20 protein-coding genes are annotated in these 21472 nt (G+C 59.9%); 5 read left to right on the top strand and 15 right to left on the bottom strand.

Annotated features, from left to right (window positions below; all coding sequences use genetic code 11):
- Positions 1 to 3: 3 nt before the first annotated feature.
- The 10 genes from ACR0MO_RS04630 to ACR0MO_RS04585 form a co-directional block, all read right to left on the bottom strand.
- Positions 4 to 1182, bottom strand: a complete 1179-nt coding sequence (locus ACR0MO_RS04630) for an efflux RND transporter periplasmic adaptor subunit (RefSeq protein WP_170451259.1) — start codon at positions 1180 to 1182, stop codon at positions 4 to 6.
- 282 nt (positions 1183 to 1464) lie between these two features.
- Complete coding sequence (gene metG / locus ACR0MO_RS04625; protein WP_480889919.1) at positions 1465 to 3183, bottom strand: methionine--tRNA ligase; 1719 nt, start codon at positions 3181 to 3183, stop codon at positions 1465 to 1467.
- A 124-nt stretch (positions 3184 to 3307) separates the two neighbouring features.
- Positions 3308 to 3997: a sterol desaturase family protein gene (locus tag ACR0MO_RS04620; protein ID WP_480889916.1), complete on the bottom strand. Its 690-nt coding sequence runs from the start codon at positions 3995 to 3997 to the stop codon at positions 3308 to 3310.
- A gap of 226 nt (positions 3998 to 4223) precedes the next feature.
- Positions 4224 to 5444, bottom strand: coding sequence for an MFS transporter (locus tag ACR0MO_RS04615; protein WP_170451252.1), 1221 nt, complete (start codon positions 5442 to 5444; stop codon positions 4224 to 4226).
- An 83-nt stretch (positions 5445 to 5527) separates the two neighbouring features.
- Complete coding sequence (locus ACR0MO_RS04610; RefSeq protein WP_170621683.1) at positions 5528 to 6121, bottom strand: YceI family protein; 594 nt, start codon at positions 6119 to 6121, stop codon at positions 5528 to 5530.
- The gene (locus tag ACR0MO_RS04605; protein ID WP_170518127.1) at positions 6118 to 7332 is read right to left on the bottom strand and encodes an MFS transporter; all 1215 of its coding nucleotides are present in this window, start codon (positions 7330 to 7332) and stop codon (positions 6118 to 6120) included. Before ACR0MO_RS04605 ends, ACR0MO_RS04610 begins: the two co-directional genes overlap by 4 nt.
- Positions 7333 to 7394: 62 nt before the next feature.
- Positions 7395 to 8015, bottom strand: coding sequence for a hypothetical protein (locus ACR0MO_RS04600; protein ID WP_170621684.1), 621 nt, complete (start codon positions 8013 to 8015; stop codon positions 7395 to 7397).
- A gap of 46 nt (positions 8016 to 8061) precedes the next feature.
- Complete coding sequence (locus ACR0MO_RS04595; RefSeq protein WP_170451244.1) at positions 8062 to 8643, bottom strand: TIGR02281 family clan AA aspartic protease; 582 nt, start codon at positions 8641 to 8643, stop codon at positions 8062 to 8064.
- A gap of 42 nt (positions 8644 to 8685) precedes the next feature.
- Entirely contained in the window at positions 8686 to 9306 is a 621-nt protein-coding gene (locus tag ACR0MO_RS04590) for a MarC family protein (protein ID WP_170451242.1), read from the bottom strand.
- Positions 9303 to 11156 carry an ABC-F family ATP-binding cassette domain-containing protein gene (locus ACR0MO_RS04585; RefSeq protein ID WP_170451240.1) on the bottom strand — a complete coding sequence of 618 codons (1854 nt, stop codon included), beginning with the start codon at positions 11154 to 11156 and terminating at the stop codon, positions 9303 to 9305. The genes ACR0MO_RS04590 and ACR0MO_RS04585 overlap by 4 nt, the downstream gene beginning before the upstream one ends.
- Before the next feature lie 101 nt (positions 11157 to 11257).
- On the opposite strand from ACR0MO_RS04585, the gene ACR0MO_RS04580 reads away from it, so the two are divergent.
- Positions 11258 to 12460 (top strand): multidrug effflux MFS transporter, encoded by a 1203-nt coding sequence (locus tag ACR0MO_RS04580; RefSeq protein ID WP_170621687.1) that lies wholly within the window; start codon positions 11258 to 11260, stop codon positions 12458 to 12460.
- A gap of 103 nt (positions 12461 to 12563) precedes the next feature.
- Positions 12564 to 12986 (top strand): nucleoside-diphosphate kinase, encoded by a 423-nt coding sequence (gene ndk, locus ACR0MO_RS04575; protein ID WP_170352964.1) that lies wholly within the window; start codon positions 12564 to 12566, stop codon positions 12984 to 12986.
- Between the two features lie 55 nt (positions 12987 to 13041).
- Here the strand turns inward: ndk and ACR0MO_RS04570 are convergent, their stop codons facing one another.
- Entirely contained in the window at positions 13042 to 13389 is a 348-nt protein-coding gene (locus ACR0MO_RS04570) for a TfoX/Sxy family protein (protein ID WP_170451236.1), read from the bottom strand.
- Between the two features lie 302 nt (positions 13390 to 13691).
- Between ACR0MO_RS04570 and ACR0MO_RS04565 the strand changes: the two genes are divergently transcribed.
- From ACR0MO_RS04565 to ACR0MO_RS04555, 3 genes are read left to right on the top strand one after another with little or no spacing between them, the layout of a single operon-like run.
- Positions 13692 to 15212 (top strand): CHAD domain-containing protein, encoded by a 1521-nt coding sequence (locus ACR0MO_RS04565; RefSeq protein ID WP_480889912.1) that lies wholly within the window; start codon positions 13692 to 13694, stop codon positions 15210 to 15212.
- A 3-nt stretch (positions 15213 to 15215) separates the two neighbouring features.
- A complete protein-coding gene (locus ACR0MO_RS04560) occupies positions 15216 to 15971 on the top strand; it encodes a ParA family protein (protein WP_480889909.1) in 756 nt (251 codons plus the stop codon).
- The gene (locus ACR0MO_RS04555; RefSeq protein ID WP_480889906.1) at positions 15968 to 16435 is read left to right on the top strand and encodes a CYTH domain-containing protein; all 468 of its coding nucleotides are present in this window, start codon (positions 15968 to 15970) and stop codon (positions 16433 to 16435) included. The genes ACR0MO_RS04560 and ACR0MO_RS04555 overlap by 4 nt, the downstream gene beginning before the upstream one ends.
- Here the strand turns inward: ACR0MO_RS04555 and ACR0MO_RS04550 are convergent.
- The 4 genes from ACR0MO_RS04550 to ACR0MO_RS04535 form a co-directional block, all read right to left on the bottom strand.
- Positions 16432 to 17802, bottom strand: coding sequence for an ATP-binding protein (locus ACR0MO_RS04550; protein WP_480625927.1), 1371 nt, complete (start codon positions 17800 to 17802; stop codon positions 16432 to 16434). The two genes, ACR0MO_RS04555 and ACR0MO_RS04550, sit on opposite strands and share 4 nt — an antisense overlap.
- Positions 17795 to 18475 carry a response regulator transcription factor gene (locus tag ACR0MO_RS04545; RefSeq protein WP_170451226.1) on the bottom strand — a complete coding sequence of 227 codons (681 nt, stop codon included), beginning with the start codon at positions 18473 to 18475 and terminating at the stop codon, positions 17795 to 17797. Before ACR0MO_RS04545 ends, ACR0MO_RS04550 begins: the two co-directional genes overlap by 8 nt.
- A gap of 195 nt (positions 18476 to 18670) precedes the next feature.
- Positions 18671 to 20107 carry a Do family serine endopeptidase gene (locus ACR0MO_RS04540; protein WP_480871614.1) on the bottom strand — a complete coding sequence of 479 codons (1437 nt, stop codon included), beginning with the start codon at positions 20105 to 20107 and terminating at the stop codon, positions 18671 to 18673.
- A gap of 737 nt (positions 20108 to 20844) precedes the next feature.
- A complete protein-coding gene (locus ACR0MO_RS04535) occupies positions 20845 to 21447 on the bottom strand; it encodes a nucleotidyltransferase family protein (RefSeq protein WP_480889904.1) in 603 nt (200 codons plus the stop codon).
- Positions 21448 to 21472: the final 25 nt, after the last annotated feature.

The following is a 21472-nucleotide window of genomic DNA, read 5'->3' as shown; positions in this document are numbered from 1 at the left end:
CCGTTATTCTCCCGGCTGCTCAGAGGCCACGACCGCATCCACGGCCACGCCAGGACGCACCCTTTGCAGGCCCTCGACGATCACGCTCTCGCCTTCGCGAAGCCCATCGGTGACGATGATGGCGGTGTCCACCGTGTCACCGGTCGTGATATAGCGCTGTTCGACCATCTGCTGGTCATTGACGACCAGAACAAACTCGCCCCGCTGATCCCGTTGCAGCGCGGCCTGAGGGACAAGCACCTGCAAGGTCGGCTCCAGCGCTTCGATCTGGACGTTAAGGAATGCGCCGTCGATGATCAGCCGATCCGCGTTTTCAAACTCGGCCCGCACGGTAATCGCGCCGGTCAGAGGGTCGATGCGGTTGTCGACAAACACGATTTCGCCGGTTTCACCCAATTCCGTCCCGTTGGGCAGGGTGACGTGCACATTGGGGCTCTTCTGACTTTCTGCCAGAGTGCTGGCATTCTCGCCAAACTGTTGAAGAACCGAAGTAAATTGTTTTTCGTTCAGCGAGAAGTTCACGTAGATCGGCGCTTCGCTGACCAGGTTGACCAGCGGAGGGTTCGACGGGCCAACAACGTCACCTACACTTGTGGCAACGCGCCCGATGCGGCCCGAAAACGGCGCCTGAATCTGCGTGTAGCTCAGGTCAAGCTGGGCTTGCTGGATGGCTGCGTTTGCGGCTTTGACTTCGGCTTCGGCAACCAGTTCGTTGGCGCGCGCAATGTCGCGTTCGGATTCCGGGGTTGCATCACGGCGGAACAACTCTTCTTTCCGGGCCAGATCGACCTTTGCCAGTTCCAGATTTGCCTCGGCGCGGTCCAGATCGGCCTTGCGCGCCTCAAGTGTGGCCTCATAGAGGTCGGGCTCGATGGTAAACAGAAGATCGTCTTTCTGGACCAGTGCGCCGTCCTCGACGTTCTGAGACTCAAGAAACCCGTTGACCCGCGCGACGATGTCCACCTTGTCTATGGCTTCCGCCCGACCGATGAAAACGGCTTCATCCGTGATCTCTTGGGTATAGGCCGCAGCGATGGAAACCTTTGGTGGCGGCGCGTCGCTTTGATCTTGCGCCGCAGCCCCATGCGCCACCCCAAGGCAGGTCAGTAAGGCAAGATGCCGCCCCAGCATTTTGGCTGACCCGAAGATGGGAAAACCGATATTCGTCAAATCAAGGGACATGGCGCGTGCCTCACAGTAGATATGAAATAGCTGCCCGGACCCCAAAGGCCCCGGCGCGAGTCGATAGAATTCCTCGACAGGATGGACGTTTTGAGACTTTATCTCAAGCTTCTTGAATACGACTGGTGCGGCCTTGGGCGCAGAAATTTCTTCGTGCTTCGGCTAACTTAGGACCCCAAGGGTTTGGCACCCCGGTAAGACAGCATGCGTCACGCGATGTATCGGCATAAAAAACGGGGGCCGAAGCGGCCCCCGTGTCGTATCTGTCACGATGGTCTGAATTCAGTCACGGGTGCCGGCAAAACGGGTTTGCCAGTCTTCGCGCTGTTCATCGGTGATTTTGGCGAACAGGACATCGGGAACGGTGAACTCATGACCGGCGGGCAGGGCGGACAGCGCCGCTGCCACATCCTCGGGCCAGCCGGTGTCCAGCGTGTTCATCGCGCTCAGCATCCGGGCCGAGGTGTCGGGGATGAACGGCGCGCTCAGCACCGCATAGAGCCGGATCAGGTTCAGGCCCAGACGTACCTGCGCGGCGGCTTGTTCGGGGTCTTCCTTAAAGGTCGACCAAGGGGCTGCGGCCTGCAGGTATTCGTTGCCCGCCACCCAGATGGCCCGCAATTCCTGCGCCGATTTGCGCACATCCATCGCCTCCATGTGGCCCTCATAGGCGCGGACACGTTTGGTCAGTTCTTCGATCAGCGTGTTCTCACGTTCGCCATAGGTGCCGCCTTCGGGCACAGCCTCGCCGAATTTCGAACGGCAGAACTTGGTGATACGGCTGACAAAGTTACCCAGCACATCCGCCAGATCCTTGTTCACCGATTGCTGGAAGTTCTCCCACGTGAACTCGCTGTCGCTGCTTTCGGGCGCATGGCTCAGCAGCCACCAGCGCCAGTAATCGGCGGGCAGAATCTCCAGTGCCTGATCCATGAACACACCGCGCCCCTGCGAGGTCGAGAACTGGCCGCCGTCATAGTTCAAGTAGTTGAAGGATTTCAGGTGATCGACAATCTTCCACGGCTCGCCCGAGCCCAGAATGGTGGCCGGGAAGCTGAGCGTATGGAACGGCACGTTGTCCTTGCCCATGAACTGCACATAACGCACGTCATCCGCGCCCTTGTCGGTGCGCCACCAGCGTTCCCAATCCGCATCCGTCTTGCCGTTCGCATCTGCCCATTCCTTGGCGCAGGCGATGTATTCGATGGGCGCGTCGAACCAGACATAGAAGACCTTGCCTTCCATCCCCGGCCAGTCCTGGTCGCCTTTCTTGACCGGCACACCCCAATCCAGATCGCGGGTGATGCCACGGTCCTGCAGGCCGTCGCCATCGTGCAGCCACTTCTTGGCAATGGATGTGGTCAGGATCGGCCAATCGGTCTTGGAGTCGATCCACGCGTCCAGTTGGTCCTTCATCGCGGATTGACGCAGATACAGGTGCTTGGTCTCGCGCACTTCCAGATCGGTCGATCCGCTGATTGCGCTGCGCGGCTCGATCAGGTCGGTCGGGTCCAGCTGCTTTGTGCAGTTCTCGCATTGATCCCCCCGCGCGCGGTCATAGCCGCAATTGGGGCAGGTGCCCTCGATGTAGCGGTCGGGTAGAAAGCGTTTGTCGGCGTTGGAATAGACCTGTTTCTCGCTGACCTCGCGGATCAGCCCGGCCTCGTCCAGCTTGCCCGCGAAATGTTGCGTCAGCACCTTGTTCTGCGCACTGGACGAGCGGCCAAAGTGGTCAAAGCTGAGCCCGAACCGCTTGGCGATATCGGCCTGCACGCCATACATCTCGGCGCAGTATTCCGCGACCGGTTTGCCCGCCTTGGCGGCCGCCAGCTCGGCCGGGGTGCCGTGTTCGTCGGTGGCGCACAGGAACATGACCTCATTCCCGCGGCCACGCTGATAACGTGCGTAAAGATCAGCAGGCAATTGCGAGCCGATCAGATTGCCGAGGTGCTTGATCCCGTTGATATAGGGGATCGCCGAGGTGATGAGAATCCGAGCCATTTTGCGTGTCCACGTAACTGTCTGCGCGCTCGTCTACAGTAAGTCACTGGCCAGCAAAAGCCCGGCTTTCGGGCAGAAGCGATTTTAACGTCTGTGTTGCCGACCCTAATGCGACCTCAGGGGTTCAGCCGCCGTTTGTTTCAGGGCGTTCCCAATACAAGGTCCCCAATGCGATATCGAAGACCGGAAAGATGATGTTGAAATTCGCCTCCTGCATCCGTTCGCGTTTGTGATGCAGGGCGTGAAGATGCCTGAGACGCCACCAGCCGGGTACGGATTGGAACATCGCCTCAGCCCGGCTGCCGGGCGGGACGTGATAGCTGAAGTGACACACCTCATAAAGCAGATATCCGGCGATGGTCGAAGCGGCAAACAACGCGCCGACATTTGGATTGAATATCCATCCCAGAACAAGGCCACCGGGCAGCGCAATGCCCATCGTGAACAGAAAGATCAGATAGAGCGGGAACAGAACCACACGCCAGTCAAATGGGCTTTCATATCCCATGTCGGTGTCCAGAAAAAAGGAATGATGATCCCCGGTGTGGCGCTGGTAGAACAGTTTGAGCACCCTGGTCTTTTCGTGACCAAGCCAGCGGTGCGAGGCATATTCGGCAAAGTTCACAAACAAAAGCGTCGCCGGGATCACCAGCAACTGTGACGCGGTCACGTCCGTGACGAAGGTCAGGCTGTAGCAGATGACGAAAAGGCCAGCGATGGCCACCGACAGCATATGGAAATACCCGCTGTACATTTTGCTTATGCCAGCGCGGTATTTCGCCCTGAAGGCCTGCATGGCTGCTCTGGTCATCATTGTCGTCTTCCTCCCGAGTATTCGGGGTCAGACTATATGCTTTTCCGGAATAAGCGCCTGCGACCCGACGTTAACTTGGACAGATTGAAGGTCAGTTTTTTTCAGGACTCGCGCAGGTTCCGCCTTGGGACGGTCGTTCAGGCATGATCCGCTCGCGGGGTTTTGGGTATAACACTCATGTTTCGCACCGTTGGGGGCAGATGCGATCAATGCTGGTCCTGCTTCTTTATCCTTCCCGGGACCGTTTCAGCAATCGGCCAATGGTGAAGGAGGTGCGCGGTGCATAGACGTAATTTGTTCGCTCTTCGGGCGTGGGGCGCGACCGCATTCGGGCCAGGCCAAATCCGATCAGGAAGATGTGACCCAGCGCAACAAAGGCAAACAGCGCCCCGGGACCGAATTGCTGGATCAGCGTTGATGAGATGTAGGGCGATGCAATGGCCCCCAGCGCATACCAGAACATCAGCGCCGCCGACAGCTCGACCCGCTGTTCGGTTGTGGCAAAGTCGTTTGCGTGGGCGGATGAAACCGAAAAGATCGGGAAGGTGGTAAAGCCGAAGAAACCAGCCGCCAGCATGACACCCACAGTTCCGGTGCCGCTGGCCGCCATGGTGACCCCGCAGCTTAGGACCGCGACGGCGGACAGCCAGATCAGAACCCAGCGCCGGTCATATTTATCCGCAAGCCAGCCCATCGGATATTGCGCCAATGCCCCGCCCAACACGAATGAGGCCAGGAAGAACGCGATCTGGTCCACGCCCAGTCCGACCTCCTGCCCATAGACAGGACCAACCATTCGAAACGATGCGGAACTCAGCGCGGCAACGATCACGCCCGCAACGGCAAGGGGCGAGCTGCGCCAGGCCAGTTTTGGCCGCAACCGAGGCGCATCAGGTGTCTGAGGTTGACTGGCCCGCGTCAGTGTCAGCGGCAACAACGCGGCGCAGCACAGAATGGCCAGCAGGTTATACGACACGTAAGAGGCAGGTGGCAGAACCGCGATGATCAACTGCGCGGTCAGCGAGGCACCCATGTCGACAATGCGGTACGTGCCCATCGCGCGCCCACGCGTTTCATTGTTGACTTTTGCGTTCAGCCAGGCCTCGATCACTGTATAGCACCCGGCGACACAGGTGCCCGATGCGATCCGCAGCGCGGCCCAGATATAGGGGTTTTCGGTCAGTGTGTGCCCGATCAGCCCCATCGCACCCAAGGCGGTGCAGACCGCGAAGGCGCGGGAATGGCCCACAGTCCCCATCAAACGCGGGGCCCACCAGCAGCCGACAAAGAACCCGATGAAATGTGCCGATCCCAGCAGACCGATCTGCTCGGTCGTGAACTCAAGCGTGATGCCCGAGATGGCGTCCAATGGCCCGACGCCGCCTGTCGACAGTTGCAACAGAATGACGGAAAGAAACAGGGCGGCGAAGGAAATGATCGTGCGCATAATGGGGTTACACTGACGCTCTGACAGGCAGATGCGCGCGCCTATTCGACGCGAGGGGGTCGTTTTTTGACCTTTGGCCGATTTCAGGCGCGTGAGATTTCGGCGTGGATGTCCAGCCCGACGTTTTCTGCCACCAGATCGGGATAGCCCGAGGCGCCAAAATCATGCCGGTTCAGCGCACCCGTCAGGCCGATGGACAATTGGTCCAGATCGTCCGGGGCTGTTCCGGGGCGACGATAAAGGCTCGCATCCAGGGTCACCGGACGGGTGACGCCCCGCACCGTCAGATCGCCGGTAATCCGCGCCCCGTCCGAGATGCGGCCCGACGGGCCAAGCTGAACGTCGGTCGAGACAAAGCGAATGGTCGGATGGCTTTTTGCGTTCAGCACGGTCTGCCCCAGCATCGGCATCCGGGCAAACGGCAGCCGTGTGCGCGCCTTGCTAACATCCAGCACCACGTCGACCCGGCTGTTCTGCAATCGGCGCGTATCGATCTGAACATTCGCCGACCGGATCGGCATCGACCCGGTCTGGGAAACGCCCGACAGATCGAAACTGAAACCGACGCGGGTGTCCCGAGCCGACAGAACATAGGGTTGCAAAGCGGCTTGCGCCGTCCGGGTCAGGGGCAGGGCAGCCAACCCGGCAAGGACACAGCGGCGGGTCAGGGTGGTCATGCCATGACCCCCTCTCGTCTGGGGCGGGAACGTTTGAGCAGCATCAGCACGATGGCGATGTTCAGCCCGTTCCACAGAATGCCGTTCACGAAGGCCAGTTGATAGTTTCCGGTCACGTCGTAAATCCATCCCGACATCCAGCCGCCAAGGGCCATGCCTAGAATGGTCATCATCATGACAAAGCCGACACGCGCCCCGGCCTCTTGCGGGGGCATGTATTCACGCACGACCAGCGCGTAGCTGGGAACGATGCCGCCCTGTGCCAGACCGAACAGCATGCTGATGACATAAAGCGAGACCATCCCGTCATAAGGCAGGAACAGAAACAACGCGATACATTGCAGGACCGAGCCGATCAGCAGGGTCATGACACCACCCAACCGGTCCGCCAGCAAGCCCGAGATAATCCGGCTGACAACACCACCCAGCAGCATCAGCGACAACATCTCGGCCCCCACGGCAGGCCCGTATCCCAGTCCGACGCAATACGAGACGATATGGACCTGCGGCATGGACATGGCCACACAACAGCCGATACCGGCAAGGCCCAGAATATATTGCAGCGCGCGGGGTGAGACGCCAACGCTGCGGGCGTTGATCTGCGCGGTCGCGGCGGCGGTGCTGTGCGCCTCGACCGGGACCTGACGGCGCAGCAGCAGCGACAGGGGAATGACGACCAGCAGGGTCAGGGCGGCCAGGGTCAGGTAGACCTGTTGCCAGCCATCGCGGGCCAGAATGTCGGACAGCAGCGTGGGCCAGATCGCCCCGGACAGGTAATTGCCGCTGGCCACCAGCGCCACGGCAATTCCGCGTCGCTTCATGAACCAATGCGAAATATCGGCGATCAGGGGGCCAAACCCAATCGATGTGCCCAGACCCAGCAGCAGATGCGCAGCCGACAGCAGCAGGATATTCGGGGCCCAAGTCGCCAGCAGATAGCTGACCGCACTCAGCATTGCAGCCCCGATCAGCGCTATGGTCACGCCCAGACGGTCAACCATTTGCCCCAACCACATATTTCCCAGGGCAAAGCCGATCATGGACAGAACATAAGGCAACGAGGCTTCGGCCCGCCCTGCACCGAATTCGGCCTCGATCGCGGGCATCACCACGATCACCGCCCACATGCCCACATTCGCCACCGTTGCGATGGCGAGCGTGATCAGAAGGCGCAGCCACGAGTAGCGGCTATCGTGGATCGGGTGAGTCATGCGGTGACGCTAGGGTGCAGTCCGGGGTTTGACCAGTCACATCTTGCGTGATCGATGCGGTCTCAGGTCAGAACATCCTCGGTTTCGACTCGTTTCAGGTGCAAACCGGCGCGGGCGGCGGTCATGGTGGCCTGCCATGTGACCGGCGGCAGCGCGCGGGCGCGGCGGCGGGTCAGGGTCCAGCGGCGGGCCTCTCCCTTATGATTGGCGGCCATGTGCCAGCGCGTCTCGACCCCTTGCGCGCCACCATCGCCGGGGGTTAGCAGCAGACCCAGCGGCGCGCGCGCCATCGCGCCGCCCTGTTCGGCAGCCAGATGCATCCGCCGGATCGGGGTCAGCCCCGGCGCGCGGGGCAGATCGCCGACGATCAGCGGAATGGCCCCGCTGCGCAGCGCCTCTTCCAGACACCACAGCAGATCTTCGGCGCGGGTGGGGTGGACAAAGATGAACCGGGCGGGATCGGCAAAGGGCATCATCCCGTCGGGGTGTAACTGGCCGGGCTCCCACGCGGGGGAAATCCACAAGACCGGCCCCTGCATCTGACCGGCCAGCCACATGGCAAAACTGCGCCGGGCCGGACCGCAGACTTCGTGCACGCGGCCCAGTTGCAGGGCGATTTCCTCATGAAGTTTGACCCCCGGCGCGGCGCGCGCGGATTTTTGACCAAGAAGCTGAGCAGACATGATATGTTCGTATCATGTTCTTATTTTGTTCTCAAGTGGGGTGCGTTTAGCGCGACAGGATCAGGCGACCATCGGTGAACTGGATGTTCGAAAACCGATGCAGGTAATCCATGCCCAGCAGCGACTGATGCAGTTCACCTTCATTGATCCAGGCCGAGACATTGCGGTCCGTGATCGGCCCCAGTTCCAGGCTATCCAGCCGCACGGGCGCGGTCCGGACCTCGCCGTTCGCGGTAATCGCGCGCCCGAAATAGTTCAGCTGATCCGGGTCAATGCCCACACGTTCCGCATCCTGCGCGCTGAGGACGATCTGGCTGGCCCCGGTATCCACAAGGAAGACAATAGGCTCGCCGTTCACCGTGACCGGCAGGTAATAATGCCCGTCCTGCGCGCGCGGAACCTCGATGGTGTCGCCGGTGACGGCCATTTGCGGAGCAGGGCCGACCGAGGACCGGATATCCTCCCACAAGCCAATGACCGCGATGACGCCCACAAAGATGAACACCCAGGCCATCACCTGTTGCAGGGTCTTGTTCAGGGATTGGCGGTTCTGGGCGACAAACCACAGCAATATGGCCGCGGCCAACACGACCAGATACACCAAACGCCCGATATCGTCGCCATTCATGCTGCTGCCCTTATCCTTGGTTCTGACCCTCTATATGGGGATTTAGGACGCAAAACCAAAGGCCTTGAGGCCATCCAGAATGAACTGCACCGACAGGGCGGCCAGCAGCATACCCAACAACCGGGTCAACACGTTCAGACCGGTTTTGCCCAGAATGCGGGCGATCAGACCGCCCGACAAGAAGAACAACAGAACCACCGCCATGACGGCCAGCATTACGGCCACTGCCGCAGCAATTCCCTGAATGCCCGGATGCTGCCCGGACAGCAGAATAATGGTCGCAATCGATCCCGGCCCGGCGACCAGAGGGATGGCGAGCGGAAAGACGGACGGATCGTTGTGTTCCTCTTCCTCGGCCCGATCCTCGCGCCGTTTGGTGCGGCGTTCGAACAGCATGTCCAGCGCGGTCAGGAACAGCAGTGCGCCGCCGGCGACCTTGAACGCCTCCATCGAAATGCCAACGAAACCCAGTACGGCCTCACCAAAGGCGGCAAAGGCAATCAGGATGCCCGAAGCCACAACGCAGGTGCGATAGGCCGTTCGCCGCCGGGTGCGCGCGTCCATATCCTGCGTCATCGCGACAAAGATGGGCGCGGTGCCAAACGGGTCGATCACCACGAACAAGGTGGTGAAGGCGGTGATGAAGAAGGCGGCGTCAGTCATGCGGCGCTCTCGGCCTGTTCCAGTTTTTCAGCCGCAGCAACCCAAAGCGCCTCGGCCTTTTGCATGGCTTCGGTGACTTCGGCGAATTTACGGTTCCAGGTTTCCAGATCGTTGATCTTGTCATCCTCGTACAAGGCCGGGTCCGCCAGCTTGGCCGACAGCTTGTCATGCATGTCCGTCAGTTTCTCGATCCGGTCCTCGCATTTGCGCAGATCGGCGCGCAGGGCCAGCATCGCCTCACGCGAGGGGCGCTTGGGCTTGGCGGTTTGCGGCTTCGCCTTCACGGGTTTGTCGCGGGCCAGCAGCAAGGAACGATAGGCCTCCAGATCGCCATCGAACGGCTTGACCGTCCCGTCCGAGACCAGCCATAGCCGGTCCGCCACCAGCGATAGCAGGTGCATGTCATGGCTGACCAGCACAACCGCGCCGGAATAGGCGGTCAGCGCCTCGACCAGCGCCTCGCGGCTTTCGATGTCCAGATGGTTGGTCGGCTCGTCCAGGATCAGCATATGCGGCGCGTCGATGGTGGCCAGCAGCAGCGACAGCCGCGCCTTTTGACCGCCCGACAGACGCCCCACCTTGGTCTCAGCCTGATCCGCGTTCAGGCCGAACCCGGCCAGACGCGAGCGCCACTTGCCCGGCGCCTCATCCGGGCGCAGGCGGCGCAAGTGGTCCAGCGGCGTCTCGTCCACATAGAGCTCATCCACCTGATGCTGCGCGAAATAGCCGATGCGCAGCTTGTTGGAGCGGCTCATCTTGCCCACCATCAGGGGCAGGCGGTCGGACAGCAGCTTGGACAGGGTCGATTTACCCTGACCGTTCTTGCCCAGCAGCGCGATGCGGTCGTCCTGATCGATGCGCAGGTTCAGACGGCGCAGCACTTCGGTCTCGCCATAGCCCGTGACGCCGCCTTCGAGATTGATGATGGGTGGCGACAGTTCCTCGGGTTCCGGGAAAGAGAACGCGCGCAACGCGGCCTCTTGCGGGGTTGAGACCAGTTGGATGCGTTCGATCATCTTCAGGCGCGATTGGGCCTGCACGGCTTTGGACGCCTTGGCGCGAAACCGGTCCACGAAACTTTGCAGATGCGCGATGCGGGCCTTGGCCTTGGCGTTTTCCGATTCCGCCTGCGCCAGCCGCTCGGCCCGGCGTTCGGCGAATTTGTCGTATGGCACCGCGTAGTAGGTGAGCTTTCGATCCTCCAGATGCAGGATCGAGCCCACCGCGCGGTTTAGCAGCCCGCGGTCGTGGCTGATGATGATGACCGTATGCGGATATTTCGCCAGATAGCTTTCCAGCCATAAGGCGCCTTCGAGGTCCAGATAGTTGGTCGGTTCGTCCAGCAGCAGCAGATCAGGCTGAGAAAACAGCACCGCCGCCAACGCCACGCGCATCCGCCAGCCGCCCGAGAAATCGGAACAGGGTTTCAGCTGGTCGTCGTCATCGAACCCCAGACCCTTGAGGATCGAGGCCGCGCGCGCCTCGGCCGACCACGCATCAATATCGGCCAAACGGGTCTGGATCTCCGCGATCCGTGCGGGGTCGGTGGCGCTGTCGGCCTCGGCCATCAGCGCGCTACGTTCGGTATCGGCGGCCAGAACCGTGTTGATCAGCGACACATCGGACGAGGGCACCTCTTGCGCCACCCCACCAATCCGCGCCCGTTTCGGGACCGAGATATTGCCGGACTCCAGCGCCAGTTCCCCCCGGATCAGTCGAAACAGGGTGGTCTTGCCGGTGCCATTGCGGCCCACAAGCCCGACTTTGTGCCCGTCGGGAATGGTTGCACTGGCCCCGTCGAACAGGGGGCGGCCTTCAACGGCATAGGTGATGTCTTCGATCCGTAGCATGAGGCCGCTCTTAGCAGAGCCGTGATGCCGCCGCCAGCGGCTTGGCATGTTCAACCGCCGGGCAATGTGTTAGCGCGTTCTGCAAGCACCGGAGACACCTTATGCGCGCGGCCCAATCGCACCCGACACTGATCACGCTGGTTCTGCTGACCGCGCTGTCGGTGCTGTCGCTGAATATGTTCCTGCCGTCACTGGCCCATATTGGTGAGGATTTGCAGGCTGACTATGGATTGGTCAATCTGGCGGTCGCGGGCTATCTGGCTCTGTCCGCTGTTCTGCAACTGATCATGGGGCCCTTGTCCGACCGGTTCGGGCGGCGGCCCGTTCTGCTGCTCAGCATGGTGATTTTTGTTGCGGCATCTGTCGGTTGCGCCTTGGCCGAGTCGATCTGGGTCTTTCTTGGCTTTCGCATGTTGCAGGGCGCAATCATCGCGGGGCAGGTGCTGTCGCGCGCTGCTGTGCGCGATATGTACGAGCCCAACGAAGCCGCCAGCAAACTGGGTTACATCTCGATGGCGATGGCCCTTGCGCCAATGCTGGGCCCGATGCTGGGCGGCGTGCTTGAAATGCTGTTCGGCTGGCGCGCGGGTTTTGTCCTTTATGCCATGTTGGGCGTGGCCATGTTGGTGCTGGTCTGGGCCGATATGGGCGAGACCAACACAAACGCCAACGCAACTTTCGCCGCGCAGATGCGGCTTTATCCGCAGCTGTTCGGCTCTCGCCGGTTCTGGGGCTATTCGTTCTGCGCGGCATTTTCGATCGGGGGCTTTTATGCCTTCATCACTGGCGCGCCTTTGGTCGCGGGCGCGTGGTTCGATCTCAACCCGGCTTTGTTAGGGGTAGGGATCGGGATTATCACGCTGGGGTTCATGGCTGGCAGCTTTCTGACCGGACGCCTCGCCGCCCACACAAAACTAAGCACGATGATCCTTGTTGGACGGGCAATCGCCTCGCTTGGTCCGCTGATCGGCTTGCTGACATTCCTTGGCGGGTTCGGCACGGTCTGGACGTTTTTTGGGTCCGCAGTCTTCGTGGGCTTTGGCAACGGTCTGACTGTCGCCAATGCAACGGCCGGGTTGATGTCGGTCAGGCCGCAGCTTGCGGGCAGCGCCGCCGGATTGTCCGGCGCGATCACCGTTCTGTTGGGCGCTATTCTCACCTCAGCCACCGGCGCACTGGTCAGTGCCCAGAACGCGCCCTTTGTCGTGTTGGGCATGATGTGCGCCAGCAGCTTTGCGGGGCTTTTGTCCATCCTCTATGTGCGTTGGATCGATCTGCACGACCCGCTTCCCGACACGATCTGAATGTCAGGCAATCATTGTCCTTTTCTTACGCCCGATACCATGCTACGCGGCGCGCGATGGATTTCGGCGCGAGTGTCGCGCCCTATGTTAAGGAGAGGCCGACATGGCACTGGAACGCACATTCTCGATCATCAAACCCGATGCAACCCGCCGCAACCTGACTGGCAAGATCAACGCCAAATTCGAAGACGCGGGCCTGCGCATCGTTGCGCAAAAGCGCATCCACATGACCAAGGAACAGGCTGGCAAGTTCTACGAAGTCCACGCCGAGCGTCCGTTCTATGACGAACTGTGCGAATTCATGTCGTCGGCTCCGGTCGTTGTTCAGGTTCTGGAAGGCGAAGGCGCCATTGCCAAGAACCGCGAAGTCATGGGCGCAACCAACCCCGCTGACGCGGCCGCCGGCACCATCCGCGCCGAGTTCGCTGAATCGGTCGGTGAAAACTCGGTCCACGGTTCGGACGCACCGGAAACCGCAGCAGTCGAGATTGCCTATTTCTTCTCGGGCATCGAACTGGTCGGCTAAGCTACGGCTTATATCGGATTTTGAGGCCGCTCCGTTTTGGGGCGGTCTTTTTCGTTCAGACCTGTTTCAGATCCTTGGCGGCAACACGCACGCCAATCGCATCCAGATCCGAGATCATCTGGTTTTCCGGAGCGGCTTTGGTGCTGGCCTTGATGGCGTCAAACCGCTGACGCAGCTGCTTTTTCTCTTCACCCTTGCAGTCGTTCCAAGGGCGGCCCTGCAGGCCCATCACCAGCACATAATACCCGATGAAATGCGCTTTGGTTCCGGCCTGTAGCAGCCGGGAATACGCCTCATCCGGCCCCAACTCGCGCAGTTCCTGCGCTGAATGGATGCCCGCGCGGGCGCAGGCTTGCTCGAAGGCGGGACCCAGATTGCGGATGGATGAGACGGGATCAGACATGCCCTTGGTTTAACCAGCCGTTGCAGGGCTGTCACCCGCGCATTTCGTCGGGTCGCGCCCGGTTTTACTTGCAACGAATGCAGAGTCTTGCATTCATAACGTCATGCCATCGCAGAAAATTGGATGGTTAGAACCAAAGGCTTCGGCCAAACTGTGGAGAATAGCGAAAAACACCCCACATTGGCTTGAGGGAAAGCCCCTTGGATTGCTGAAAAAAGTTCGATTGTAGAAAGCATCGGCATTCAGAAGGTCACGGAGATTCTGGTCAATGACGACCTTGAAGCAGAACGAAAGAGCAGTTCATGAATTCTGAGTCCGAGGCGCTTTTCTTTGTTCTTGGCGCGTTTGATCAGGCTGCGTTTGCGTCGGCCCTGACTGATATGTCGGTGAGAGTCACCAGGTCGTACGCTGGTAAGCCGTTTATTCTGCTGGATTGCCATGATCAGTCGATCCGCGCCTCTGGTCGGATATTGTTGGAAACGGAAGGGGCGTTGCACCTGTTGCAGAAGGACGGTGCGCGCCGGATCCAAAAAGGCAAGGGCCGGGGCCGGTTTGTGCAGGATCTGCCAACAGGTCCTGTGCGTGAGGCTTTGAGCGGCTTTCCCAAACTACGCGCCTTGATGGAAATCGCCACGGGAGAAAGGCAGGAAAGCGACGTGGCCCTGCTGGACGATCTGCAAAAGACGCAAGTGCGCGGCAGTGTGGTGTCGTTGTCTACGGAACATGGTCGGGCGACAATCCTGTGCCTTCGGCGATTGCGTGGATACGACAAAGCCTTTGACAAAGCCTGCGCTGCGGTCCGTGCAATGGTTGGGGCAAGCCCGGACATTGAATCACTGGCGGATGCGGTATCGGCGACCGACGCGCGTTATCGTGCCAAGCCCGAGATCGCATTGGGGACCGACGAACCCTCGATTCAAGTCGCGGCTGATATTATCAAGACTTATCTAAAGGTTGCGCAGCAAAATGAAAGTGGCCTGATCGCGGATATTGATACCGAGTTTCTGCATGACTACCGCGTGTCGCTGCGTCGAATTCGCTCGGTCATCAGCCTGTTCAAAGGGGTGTTTTCTGAGGCGCAGACCGCCGAATTCAAAAAGACCTTCTCGGAGCTGATGGCGCCGACAGGGCGGATGCGGGATCTGGACGTCTATCTTCTGGAAAAGGATATGTATTTCAACCTGGTGCCAAGCACGCTTCATGCTGGTCTGGACGCCATGTTTGCGCAATTCCAGAAGGAACGCGCCCAAGAACTGTCGCGCATCACGCGCCGATTGCGCAGCAAGACTTACCAAAGCCAGATGTCTGACCTCAGGGCGCTGTTTGACGGGACGGATAACGTAAAACCGGGACCGAATGCGCAGCGCGGGGCGTATGATTATGCCTGCGCGCTGATCTGGAAACGCTATCGCAAGGTCTGCAAGATCGCGCGCAGCATCACGCCCGAAACTCCGGATGAATCAGTGCATGGCCTTCGGATCGACTGCAAGAAACTCCGATACCTGATGGAGTTCTTTGCGCCCCTGTTCGACGCAAAGGATTTCAAATCGATCCTCAAGCCCCTGAAAAAGCTTCAGGATAACCTTGGACTGTTCAACGATTTCTCGGTCCAGCAAGAGGCTCTGCTGGCTTTTACGTCTCAGCAATCAAACGCCCAAGGCCGTGTGGATGCTCAGGTCGGTTTGGCTGTTGGCGGGCTGATCGCCGTACTGGATCAACGTCAGCGGGCCGAGCGTGACCGGGTGATCGCCAATTTCCAGCAATTCGATGCCCCCGAAACACGCCATCTGTTCCGCAGCCTGTTTCACCAGCCCAAGGAGTGAGGAATGAAGATCATTGCCTGTTACAGCAACAAAGGCGGTGTCGGGAAAACCGCAACCTCGGTCAATCTGGCCCATGCCTATGCCGCGGCGGGCAAGCTGGTGCTGCTGTGCGATCTTGATCCACAAGGCGCCTCGGGGTTTTACTTTCGGGTCAAGCCTTCGAAAAAGCTCACGGATGCGCGGTTTTTTGAGGATGTGAAGCGCTTTACCAACGCCATCCGGGCCAGCGATTTCGACGGTCTGGATATTCTTCCCGCAAACCTGACCTTCCGCGATTTTGACGTGTTTCTGTCTCGGATGCGGAACAAGCGCTCGCGCCTGAAAAAGGCTCTGATGGCGGCGGGCAGTGACTATGACGTCATCATCCTCGATTGCCCGCCGAATTTTTCGACCCTGTCCGAGAATATCTTTAAGGCCGCCGATGAGATTGTCGTGCCGGTCATCCCAACCACCCTGTCTGAGCGTACGTTCGATCAGTTGGTGGGGTTCTTTGACGAACACAAACTGCCGAAGAAAAAGCTGAAGGCATTCTTTTCGATGGTGCAGCAGCGCAAAACCCTGCATCAGCAGACGATGGAGACGATGCGCAAGGCTTATCGGAAGCGGTTCATGCAAAGTTGCATTCCTTTTGCCTCGGATATCGAGAAGATGGGCCAATATCGCGCGCCGGTGGTCACCTACGCCCCGCGCCGCGTGGCGGGGGCGGCCTACAATGCGCTGTATGAGGAATTGGAAAACGGGGTGGTTTCGACCAAATGAGCAAGGAAATCGAGCGTAAGTTTCTGGTCAACAGTCTGCCGGACCTGAGCGGCGCGCAGAAAGCGGTTGTCCGGCAGGGTTATCTGACGGCCCCTGACGATTCGACCGAGCTGCGGTTGCGGCAGAAGAATGACCGGTACTTCCTGACCCTCAAGGGCGGCGGAGGGCTGGTTCGGGTTGAGCGTGAGGCCGAAATCTCGGCCGATCAATTCGAAACCTTCTGGCCTGAGACCGAAGGGCGGCGGGTCGAAAAAGAACGGTTCACCGGCGCGTTGCCAGATGGGCGGGTGTTCGAGCTGGATATCTTCCAAGGCAATTTGGCGCCGCTGCAACTTGTCGAGGTTGAGTTCTCGTCAGAAGACGAGGCGCACAGTTTTGCGCCGCCCGCTTGGTTCGGCGCGGATGTGACCGAGGATAAGCGCTACAAAAACAAGAACATGGCCATCGACGGCGCGCCTGACTAAACCCGGCGCGCCAGATTCAGGGTGGTTTCAAGGCCCGGTTCGCAATTCCGGGCCGCGAACTGACCGCCATGCATGTGTGAGATCGCCGCGACCAGCGCCAACCCCAACCCCGCATTGCGTTCCGTACGGGCAGGGTCAAGCGTCACAAATGGCAGTTGCAGGCGATGCAGGTCCTCTGGCGGGACGCCCGGTCCCTGATCACGCACACTCAGGTGGGCCGTGTCACCATCCTCACCGATCGAGATTGTGATGGCGGTGTTTTCGGGCGCATAGCGCATAGCGTTTTCCAGCAGGTTCGACAGCGCCTGAGACAGAAGGGGCCGGTGGCCCTGTATCGGGGCGGCCTGTCCCTGAACCTTTAGCCGGATGTTCTGATCAGCGGCGACAGGTTCGTAGAGTTCAACAACGTCGCGGGCGAGTTGCTGCAAATCCACCTGTTCGAACTGTTCACGGCCCAGCCCGGCCTCGGCGCGTGAGATTTCCGTCAACTGCCCCAAAACCCGCAAAACGTGGTCGATCTCTCCGGTGGCGCGGGCAATATCAACCTCACGATCCAAGTCGCTTTTGTCGGGATCTGAAAGCGCCTCGACCCGTTGTTTCAGGCGCGACAGGGGCGAGCGCAGGTCATGGGCTATCGAGTTGGACGTGGTGCGCAGGTTGCTGATCAGTTCTTCGATCCGATCCAGCATGTTGTTCAGTGTTCCGGCCACCTGATCGAACTCATCGCCAGTGCCGCGCAACGGCATCCTGCGGGACAGATCGCCCGAGACGATGTTCTCGGCAGTGCTGGCGATGTCGGACAGGCGGGAAAAAACCAGCCGGGTGAACAACCAGCCGGTCAGCACGCTCAGCGCCAATGCGATGCCAAGGGCCAGCGCTACGGATCGCAGCAGAACCCGGTCGAATTGTTGCCGCGCGACGGCGTCGCGGCCGACGATTAGGCGCTCCCTGCCGGGCAGGCGGATCGACGCGGCCGAGACGGGGACGAGTTGATCGTCATCGGCGCGGCGCAGTTCCAGTTCAACCCAGCCACTGCCTGCCGTGATATGTTCGGGCCATTGCTTGAGGTTTCCGACCAGCTTGTTGCCGAACCGATCCGTCAGAAGATACAGCGCATCGCGTTCCGAGGCGCTGGGAAGGCGGCGTTCGATGGCTGTGATCAGCCCGATCAGGCCCCGGCGTTCATATTCATCAGCCAACCCCGTGAGTTCTGCTGACACGACCGAGCGGGTTTCGGATTCAATACTGCGATTGGCGGTAACATAGACCAGCGCCAGCACCGTCGCCGTCAAAAGCGTGCTGAGAACCATGCTGGCCAGAACCAGCCGTGTGCGAGAATTGTTCAGGGAAAGCCGCAGGTTATCCATCAGACATCATGTAACCCGCACCCCGGACCGTTTCAATCAGCGGCGCGTCGCCGCCTTCGTCCAACTGGCGGCGGAGTTTTGAGATATGGACGTCCACGACATTGGTGTTCGGGTCGAAGTGATAATCCCAAACGCCTTCCAGCAGCATGGTGCGCGATACGACGCGATTTTTGCGGCGCAGGAAGAATTCGAGGATCTGGAACTCGCGCGGGGTCAGCGTGATCTCATGCCCGTCGCGCGTGACTTTGCGGGTCAGCAGATCCATCTCAAGATCCTTGCAGGTCAGGGTAGGCGTTTCCTCGGATTCCTGCGGGCGACGTAAAAGCGCTTCGATCCTTGCGTGCAGTTCCTGAAAGGAAAACGGCTTGACCAGATAATCATCCGCGCCCGAGCGCAGACCTTTCACGCGCTCATCCACCGCGCTCATGGCGGTCAGCATCAGAACGGGGGTTTTCAACCCTGCAGCGCGCATGGATTTGATCAGGGACAACCCGTCCAAGCCCGGCAGCATCCGATCCAGAACAATGGCGTCAAAGCCGCCATCCGTGGCATGATACAGCCCTTCGCGGCCATCGGCGGCAACCTCGACCACATAGCCTTCCTCGCTGAAACCTTTAGCGATGAAGTCCCGTGTGTCTTCGTCATCTTCGACGATCAGCAGGCGTCGGCTCATGATCGGGGTTCCTTTCTATCGGGATTTAAACACAATTTTCAGATAAAGCACATGGTTTGAGAATGGTTCGTATCTGAGGGATCGAGCCGGGTGCGGCCTCGCGCACCCGGCAAGCCCGGCGGATTGCGGACAAATCAATTCCGCCAGGAAGCGCACGTCATATATCCCCATCATGTGACGCGCGCGGGTCTTCGGTCAGGCGATTTCAACCGCGACAAAGATCTGGTTGCCGCTGCGATTGATCAGCACCAGCGCCGGGTCGGTCTTTTCGCTGTCCAGCGCAGCTTTCAGTGCATCCGGCGTCAGCGTGTCCTGGCCACCCAGTTTGACGATGACATCACCGCGCTGCAGACCGGCCTTGGCGGCAGGGCTGTCAGGTTTCAGGTCCGTCACAACCACGCCGTCAACGCCTTCGGCCACACCCATCTCGGCGCGGGCGGCCTCGGTCAGCGGCGCAACGGTGACACCCAGTTGGGTACCAGTGGCTTCCGCATCAACGGGGCCGTCCACTTGGGCCTGGGCCGACTGGTGCTGGCCAATCGTCAATTGCAGGTCCTGTCGGGTGCCGTCGCGCAGCACGGTCAGGGTGCTTTCGGTGCCAACTTTGGTGGTGCCAACCAGAAGGGGCAGGTCGCTGCTGTTATCCACGGTCTCGTCATTGAAACTCAGGATCACATCGCCCTGTTGCAGAACACCGTCCGCCGGGCTACCGGCCACGACGTCCGAAACCAAAGCACCGGTCGAGCTGTCGATACCAAGCGCCGCTGCCAGTTCCGGGCTTACATTCTGGATCGACACGCCCAGCCAACCTCGGCTGACCTGACCGTCATCGCGCAGATCGGCTGCGATATGTTCCACGATGTTCGATGTCACCGCAAAGCCAAGGCCGACCGAGCCGCCGCTGGGCGAATAGATGGCCGAGTTTACACCGACCACTTCGCCTTCCATGTTGAACAGCGGACCGCCCGAGTTGCCTTTGTTGATGGCCGCATCGGTCTGAATGAACTCGGCATAAGGCCCTTGCGAGATGTTGCGGCCCTTGGCCGAGACGATCCCGGTGGTAACGGTCGAGCTCAGGCCGAACGGGTTGCCGATGGCCACCACGTCCTCGCCCACGCGGATCACGTCGCTGTCGCCCATTTCGACCGCTTGCAGGGTTTCGCCTGCGTCGATCTTCAGAACGGCAATATCGGTCAGCGGGTCGGTGCCGATCACTTCGGCGTCAAACGTGCGGTCATCGTTCAGGCGCACAGTGACCGATGAGGCGTTGTCGACCACGTGGTGGTTGGTCACGATAAACCCGGCCTCATCCAGAACAAACCCCGATCCCAGACCCTGTGCCGGGCCGCGTTGTGGCATTTGGAAACCTTCGGGGCCACCGAAGCGTTTGAAGAACTCGCCAAAGGGATGGCCTTCGAAGTCAAACTCCTGACCTTGCGCCGGGCTTGTGGCGATGTCCTGCTCGGCGATGATGGTCACCACCGACGGGGATACGGTTTCGACCAGATCGGCCAGTGCCTCATCCGCCATCGAGGGCAGAGCGGTTGTCGCCAGCAATGCAGCGCCCAGTGCGCTGACGCCGATCCAACTGGAATTTCGCGGCAAAAGAAGCGAGGATTTACGGATGCTCATTTGTGTCTCCTGTTCATATCGCGCGATTGCTGTCGCGCGTTAACAGGCAGATAGAACGCCAGTCTTTGGCTTACGTGGCGAGAGGGTTAAGAAATCTTAATTTTGCCACAAACCGCCTGTTCGGTGTGCCGCGATGTGGGTCAGAGATTCGGGCGAAGGCCTTGAGCGAATCGGAGGATTGTTGCCGAAACGTGTGTCAAACACTCAAAAGTGTTGAATTTCGTTTCCCTTGTGGACAATCGGGTGGCCTGAAATATCAAAAAGAGAGTGATCTTCCTTTAGTTGTGGACCGGTTCCAAAAACTGTGAGCCGACCGGTTTAACAACACGAGATTGTTATCAGATAGCGCATTACGCATGTGCATAACGGCCTTATTTGTGAATTCCTAAAAATCTAAGCACACTTGGAAGTTGTGCAAGCGAAAGCAGAATGTTGCTTAAAAGCCATTCGTTTGCTGCTGAACTGGGCAGTTTTGTCCAATTTTACGTTGTTTCGACGGATCGGATCGGGGAATATGAACCTGCCCAAGTGAGGGGGAACCGAAGGCACTAGGGGGTGCCAACGGTGATCTCGGTCTTAAGTAGCGCTAGCGGCATGTTAACGAGGGGGTCTTGTTTAGGTTTAGCGGCGGAAAACCCAGTCAGCCTGTTTGGCGAGATTGGTCGCGCTTTTGAGATCGAAGAAAAGTGGTAGTCCTGTTTGGGTACGCGGCCCGGTCGTCATCGACCGGGCCGTGATCATTTTGGGGGCTGGTTTTGGTGCCATGCGGCCCAGTCCTCGGGCGTGTCCAGATCCAGCAATGCATGTGAACCCGGCAAGGCAACTGTGAAAACCCGGTCCTTGTTTGTGCGCACGACGGATTGCGCGCCTTCGTCTCCGGTCAATTGGGCCAGCGCCGCAAACAGGCTTTGGTCGAACACCACGGGATGACCCGGCTTGCCGCTTTGTGTGGCACCGCGCCAGATCAGGAAGTCGGGGTTGTTGTTGTGTGCTGCCAGAACCTCCGCCAGATCGTTCGATGTCAGGTCGGGCAAATCGGCCAGCATCACCATGACGGCCGTTGCGTCCGGGCCTATATGCGCCAACGCACCGCGCAAGCTGGCATTCATTCCTTCCGCAGCGTCCGGAATCGGCACCCGACGAACATCAAGACCGTCCAGCGCCTGATACCGGGGATGAGGCCTTTGGGGCAGGGCGACCGTCACAGGCCCCACAGCCAGCGCAGTTTGGGCGGATCGCCTGAGCAGCGGAACACCGTCCACCTGTTGCAACAGCTTGTCCGCACCGCCCATCCGCGACGATTGCCCGGCGGCCAGCAGGATGATGGGAATCTTCGTCATTCCGCCAACATGCCGTCCGGGCGGC

Source organism: Ruegeria sp. K5 (assembly GCF_056531805.1).
Note: the sequence above shows the minus strand (reverse complement) of the source record. Positions and strands in the feature narration are given on the sequence as shown.

Bases quoted from the DNA above. Each gene is read 5' to 3' on its own strand.
- ACR0MO_RS04630 (WP_170451259.1), bottom strand. From the start codon at position 1,182: ATGTCCCTTGATTTGACGAATATCGGTTTTCCCATCTTCGGGTCAGCC.
- metG (WP_480889919.1), bottom strand. From the start codon at position 3,183: ATGGCTCGGATTCTCATCACCTCGGCGATCCCCTATATCAACGGGATC.
- ACR0MO_RS04620 (WP_480889916.1), bottom strand. From the start codon at position 3,997: ATGATGACCAGAGCAGCCATGCAGGCCTTCAGGGCGAAATACCGCGCT.
- ACR0MO_RS04615 (WP_170451252.1), bottom strand. From the start codon at position 5,444: ATGCGCACGATCATTTCCTTCGCCGCCCTGTTTCTTTCCGTCATTCTG.
- ACR0MO_RS04610 (WP_170621683.1), bottom strand. From the start codon at position 6,121: ATGACCACCCTGACCCGCCGCTGTGTCCTTGCCGGGTTGGCTGCCCTG.
- ACR0MO_RS04605 (WP_170518127.1), bottom strand. From the start codon at position 7,332: ATGACTCACCCGATCCACGATAGCCGCTACTCGTGGCTGCGCCTTCTG.
- ACR0MO_RS04600 (WP_170621684.1), bottom strand. From the start codon at position 8,015: ATGTCTGCTCAGCTTCTTGGTCAAAAATCCGCGCGCGCCGCGCCGGGG.
- ACR0MO_RS04595 (WP_170451244.1), bottom strand. From the start codon at position 8,643: ATGAATGGCGACGATATCGGGCGTTTGGTGTATCTGGTCGTGTTGGCC.
- ACR0MO_RS04590 (WP_170451242.1), bottom strand. From the start codon at position 9,306: ATGACTGACGCCGCCTTCTTCATCACCGCCTTCACCACCTTGTTCGTG.
- ACR0MO_RS04585 (WP_170451240.1), bottom strand. From the start codon at position 11,156: ATGCTACGGATCGAAGACATCACCTATGCCGTTGAAGGCCGCCCCCTG.
- ACR0MO_RS04580 (WP_170621687.1), top strand. From the start codon at position 11,258: ATGCGCGCGGCCCAATCGCACCCGACACTGATCACGCTGGTTCTGCTG.
- ndk (WP_170352964.1), top strand. From the start codon at position 12,564: ATGGCACTGGAACGCACATTCTCGATCATCAAACCCGATGCAACCCGC.
- ACR0MO_RS04570 (WP_170451236.1), bottom strand. From the start codon at position 13,389: ATGTCTGATCCCGTCTCATCCATCCGCAATCTGGGTCCCGCCTTCGAG.
- ACR0MO_RS04565 (WP_480889912.1), top strand. From the start codon at position 13,692: ATGAATTCTGAGTCCGAGGCGCTTTTCTTTGTTCTTGGCGCGTTTGAT.
- ACR0MO_RS04560 (WP_480889909.1), top strand. From the start codon at position 15,216: ATGAAGATCATTGCCTGTTACAGCAACAAAGGCGGTGTCGGGAAAACC.
- ACR0MO_RS04555 (WP_480889906.1), top strand. From the start codon at position 15,968: ATGAGCAAGGAAATCGAGCGTAAGTTTCTGGTCAACAGTCTGCCGGAC.
- ACR0MO_RS04550 (WP_480625927.1), bottom strand. From the start codon at position 17,802: ATGGATAACCTGCGGCTTTCCCTGAACAATTCTCGCACACGGCTGGTT.
- ACR0MO_RS04545 (WP_170451226.1), bottom strand. From the start codon at position 18,475: ATGAGCCGACGCCTGCTGATCGTCGAAGATGACGAAGACACACGGGAC.
- ACR0MO_RS04540 (WP_480871614.1), bottom strand. From the start codon at position 20,107: ATGAGCATCCGTAAATCCTCGCTTCTTTTGCCGCGAAATTCCAGTTGG.
- ACR0MO_RS04535 (WP_480889904.1), bottom strand. From the start codon at position 21,447: ATGACGAAGATTCCCATCATCCTGCTGGCCGCCGGGCAATCGTCGCGG.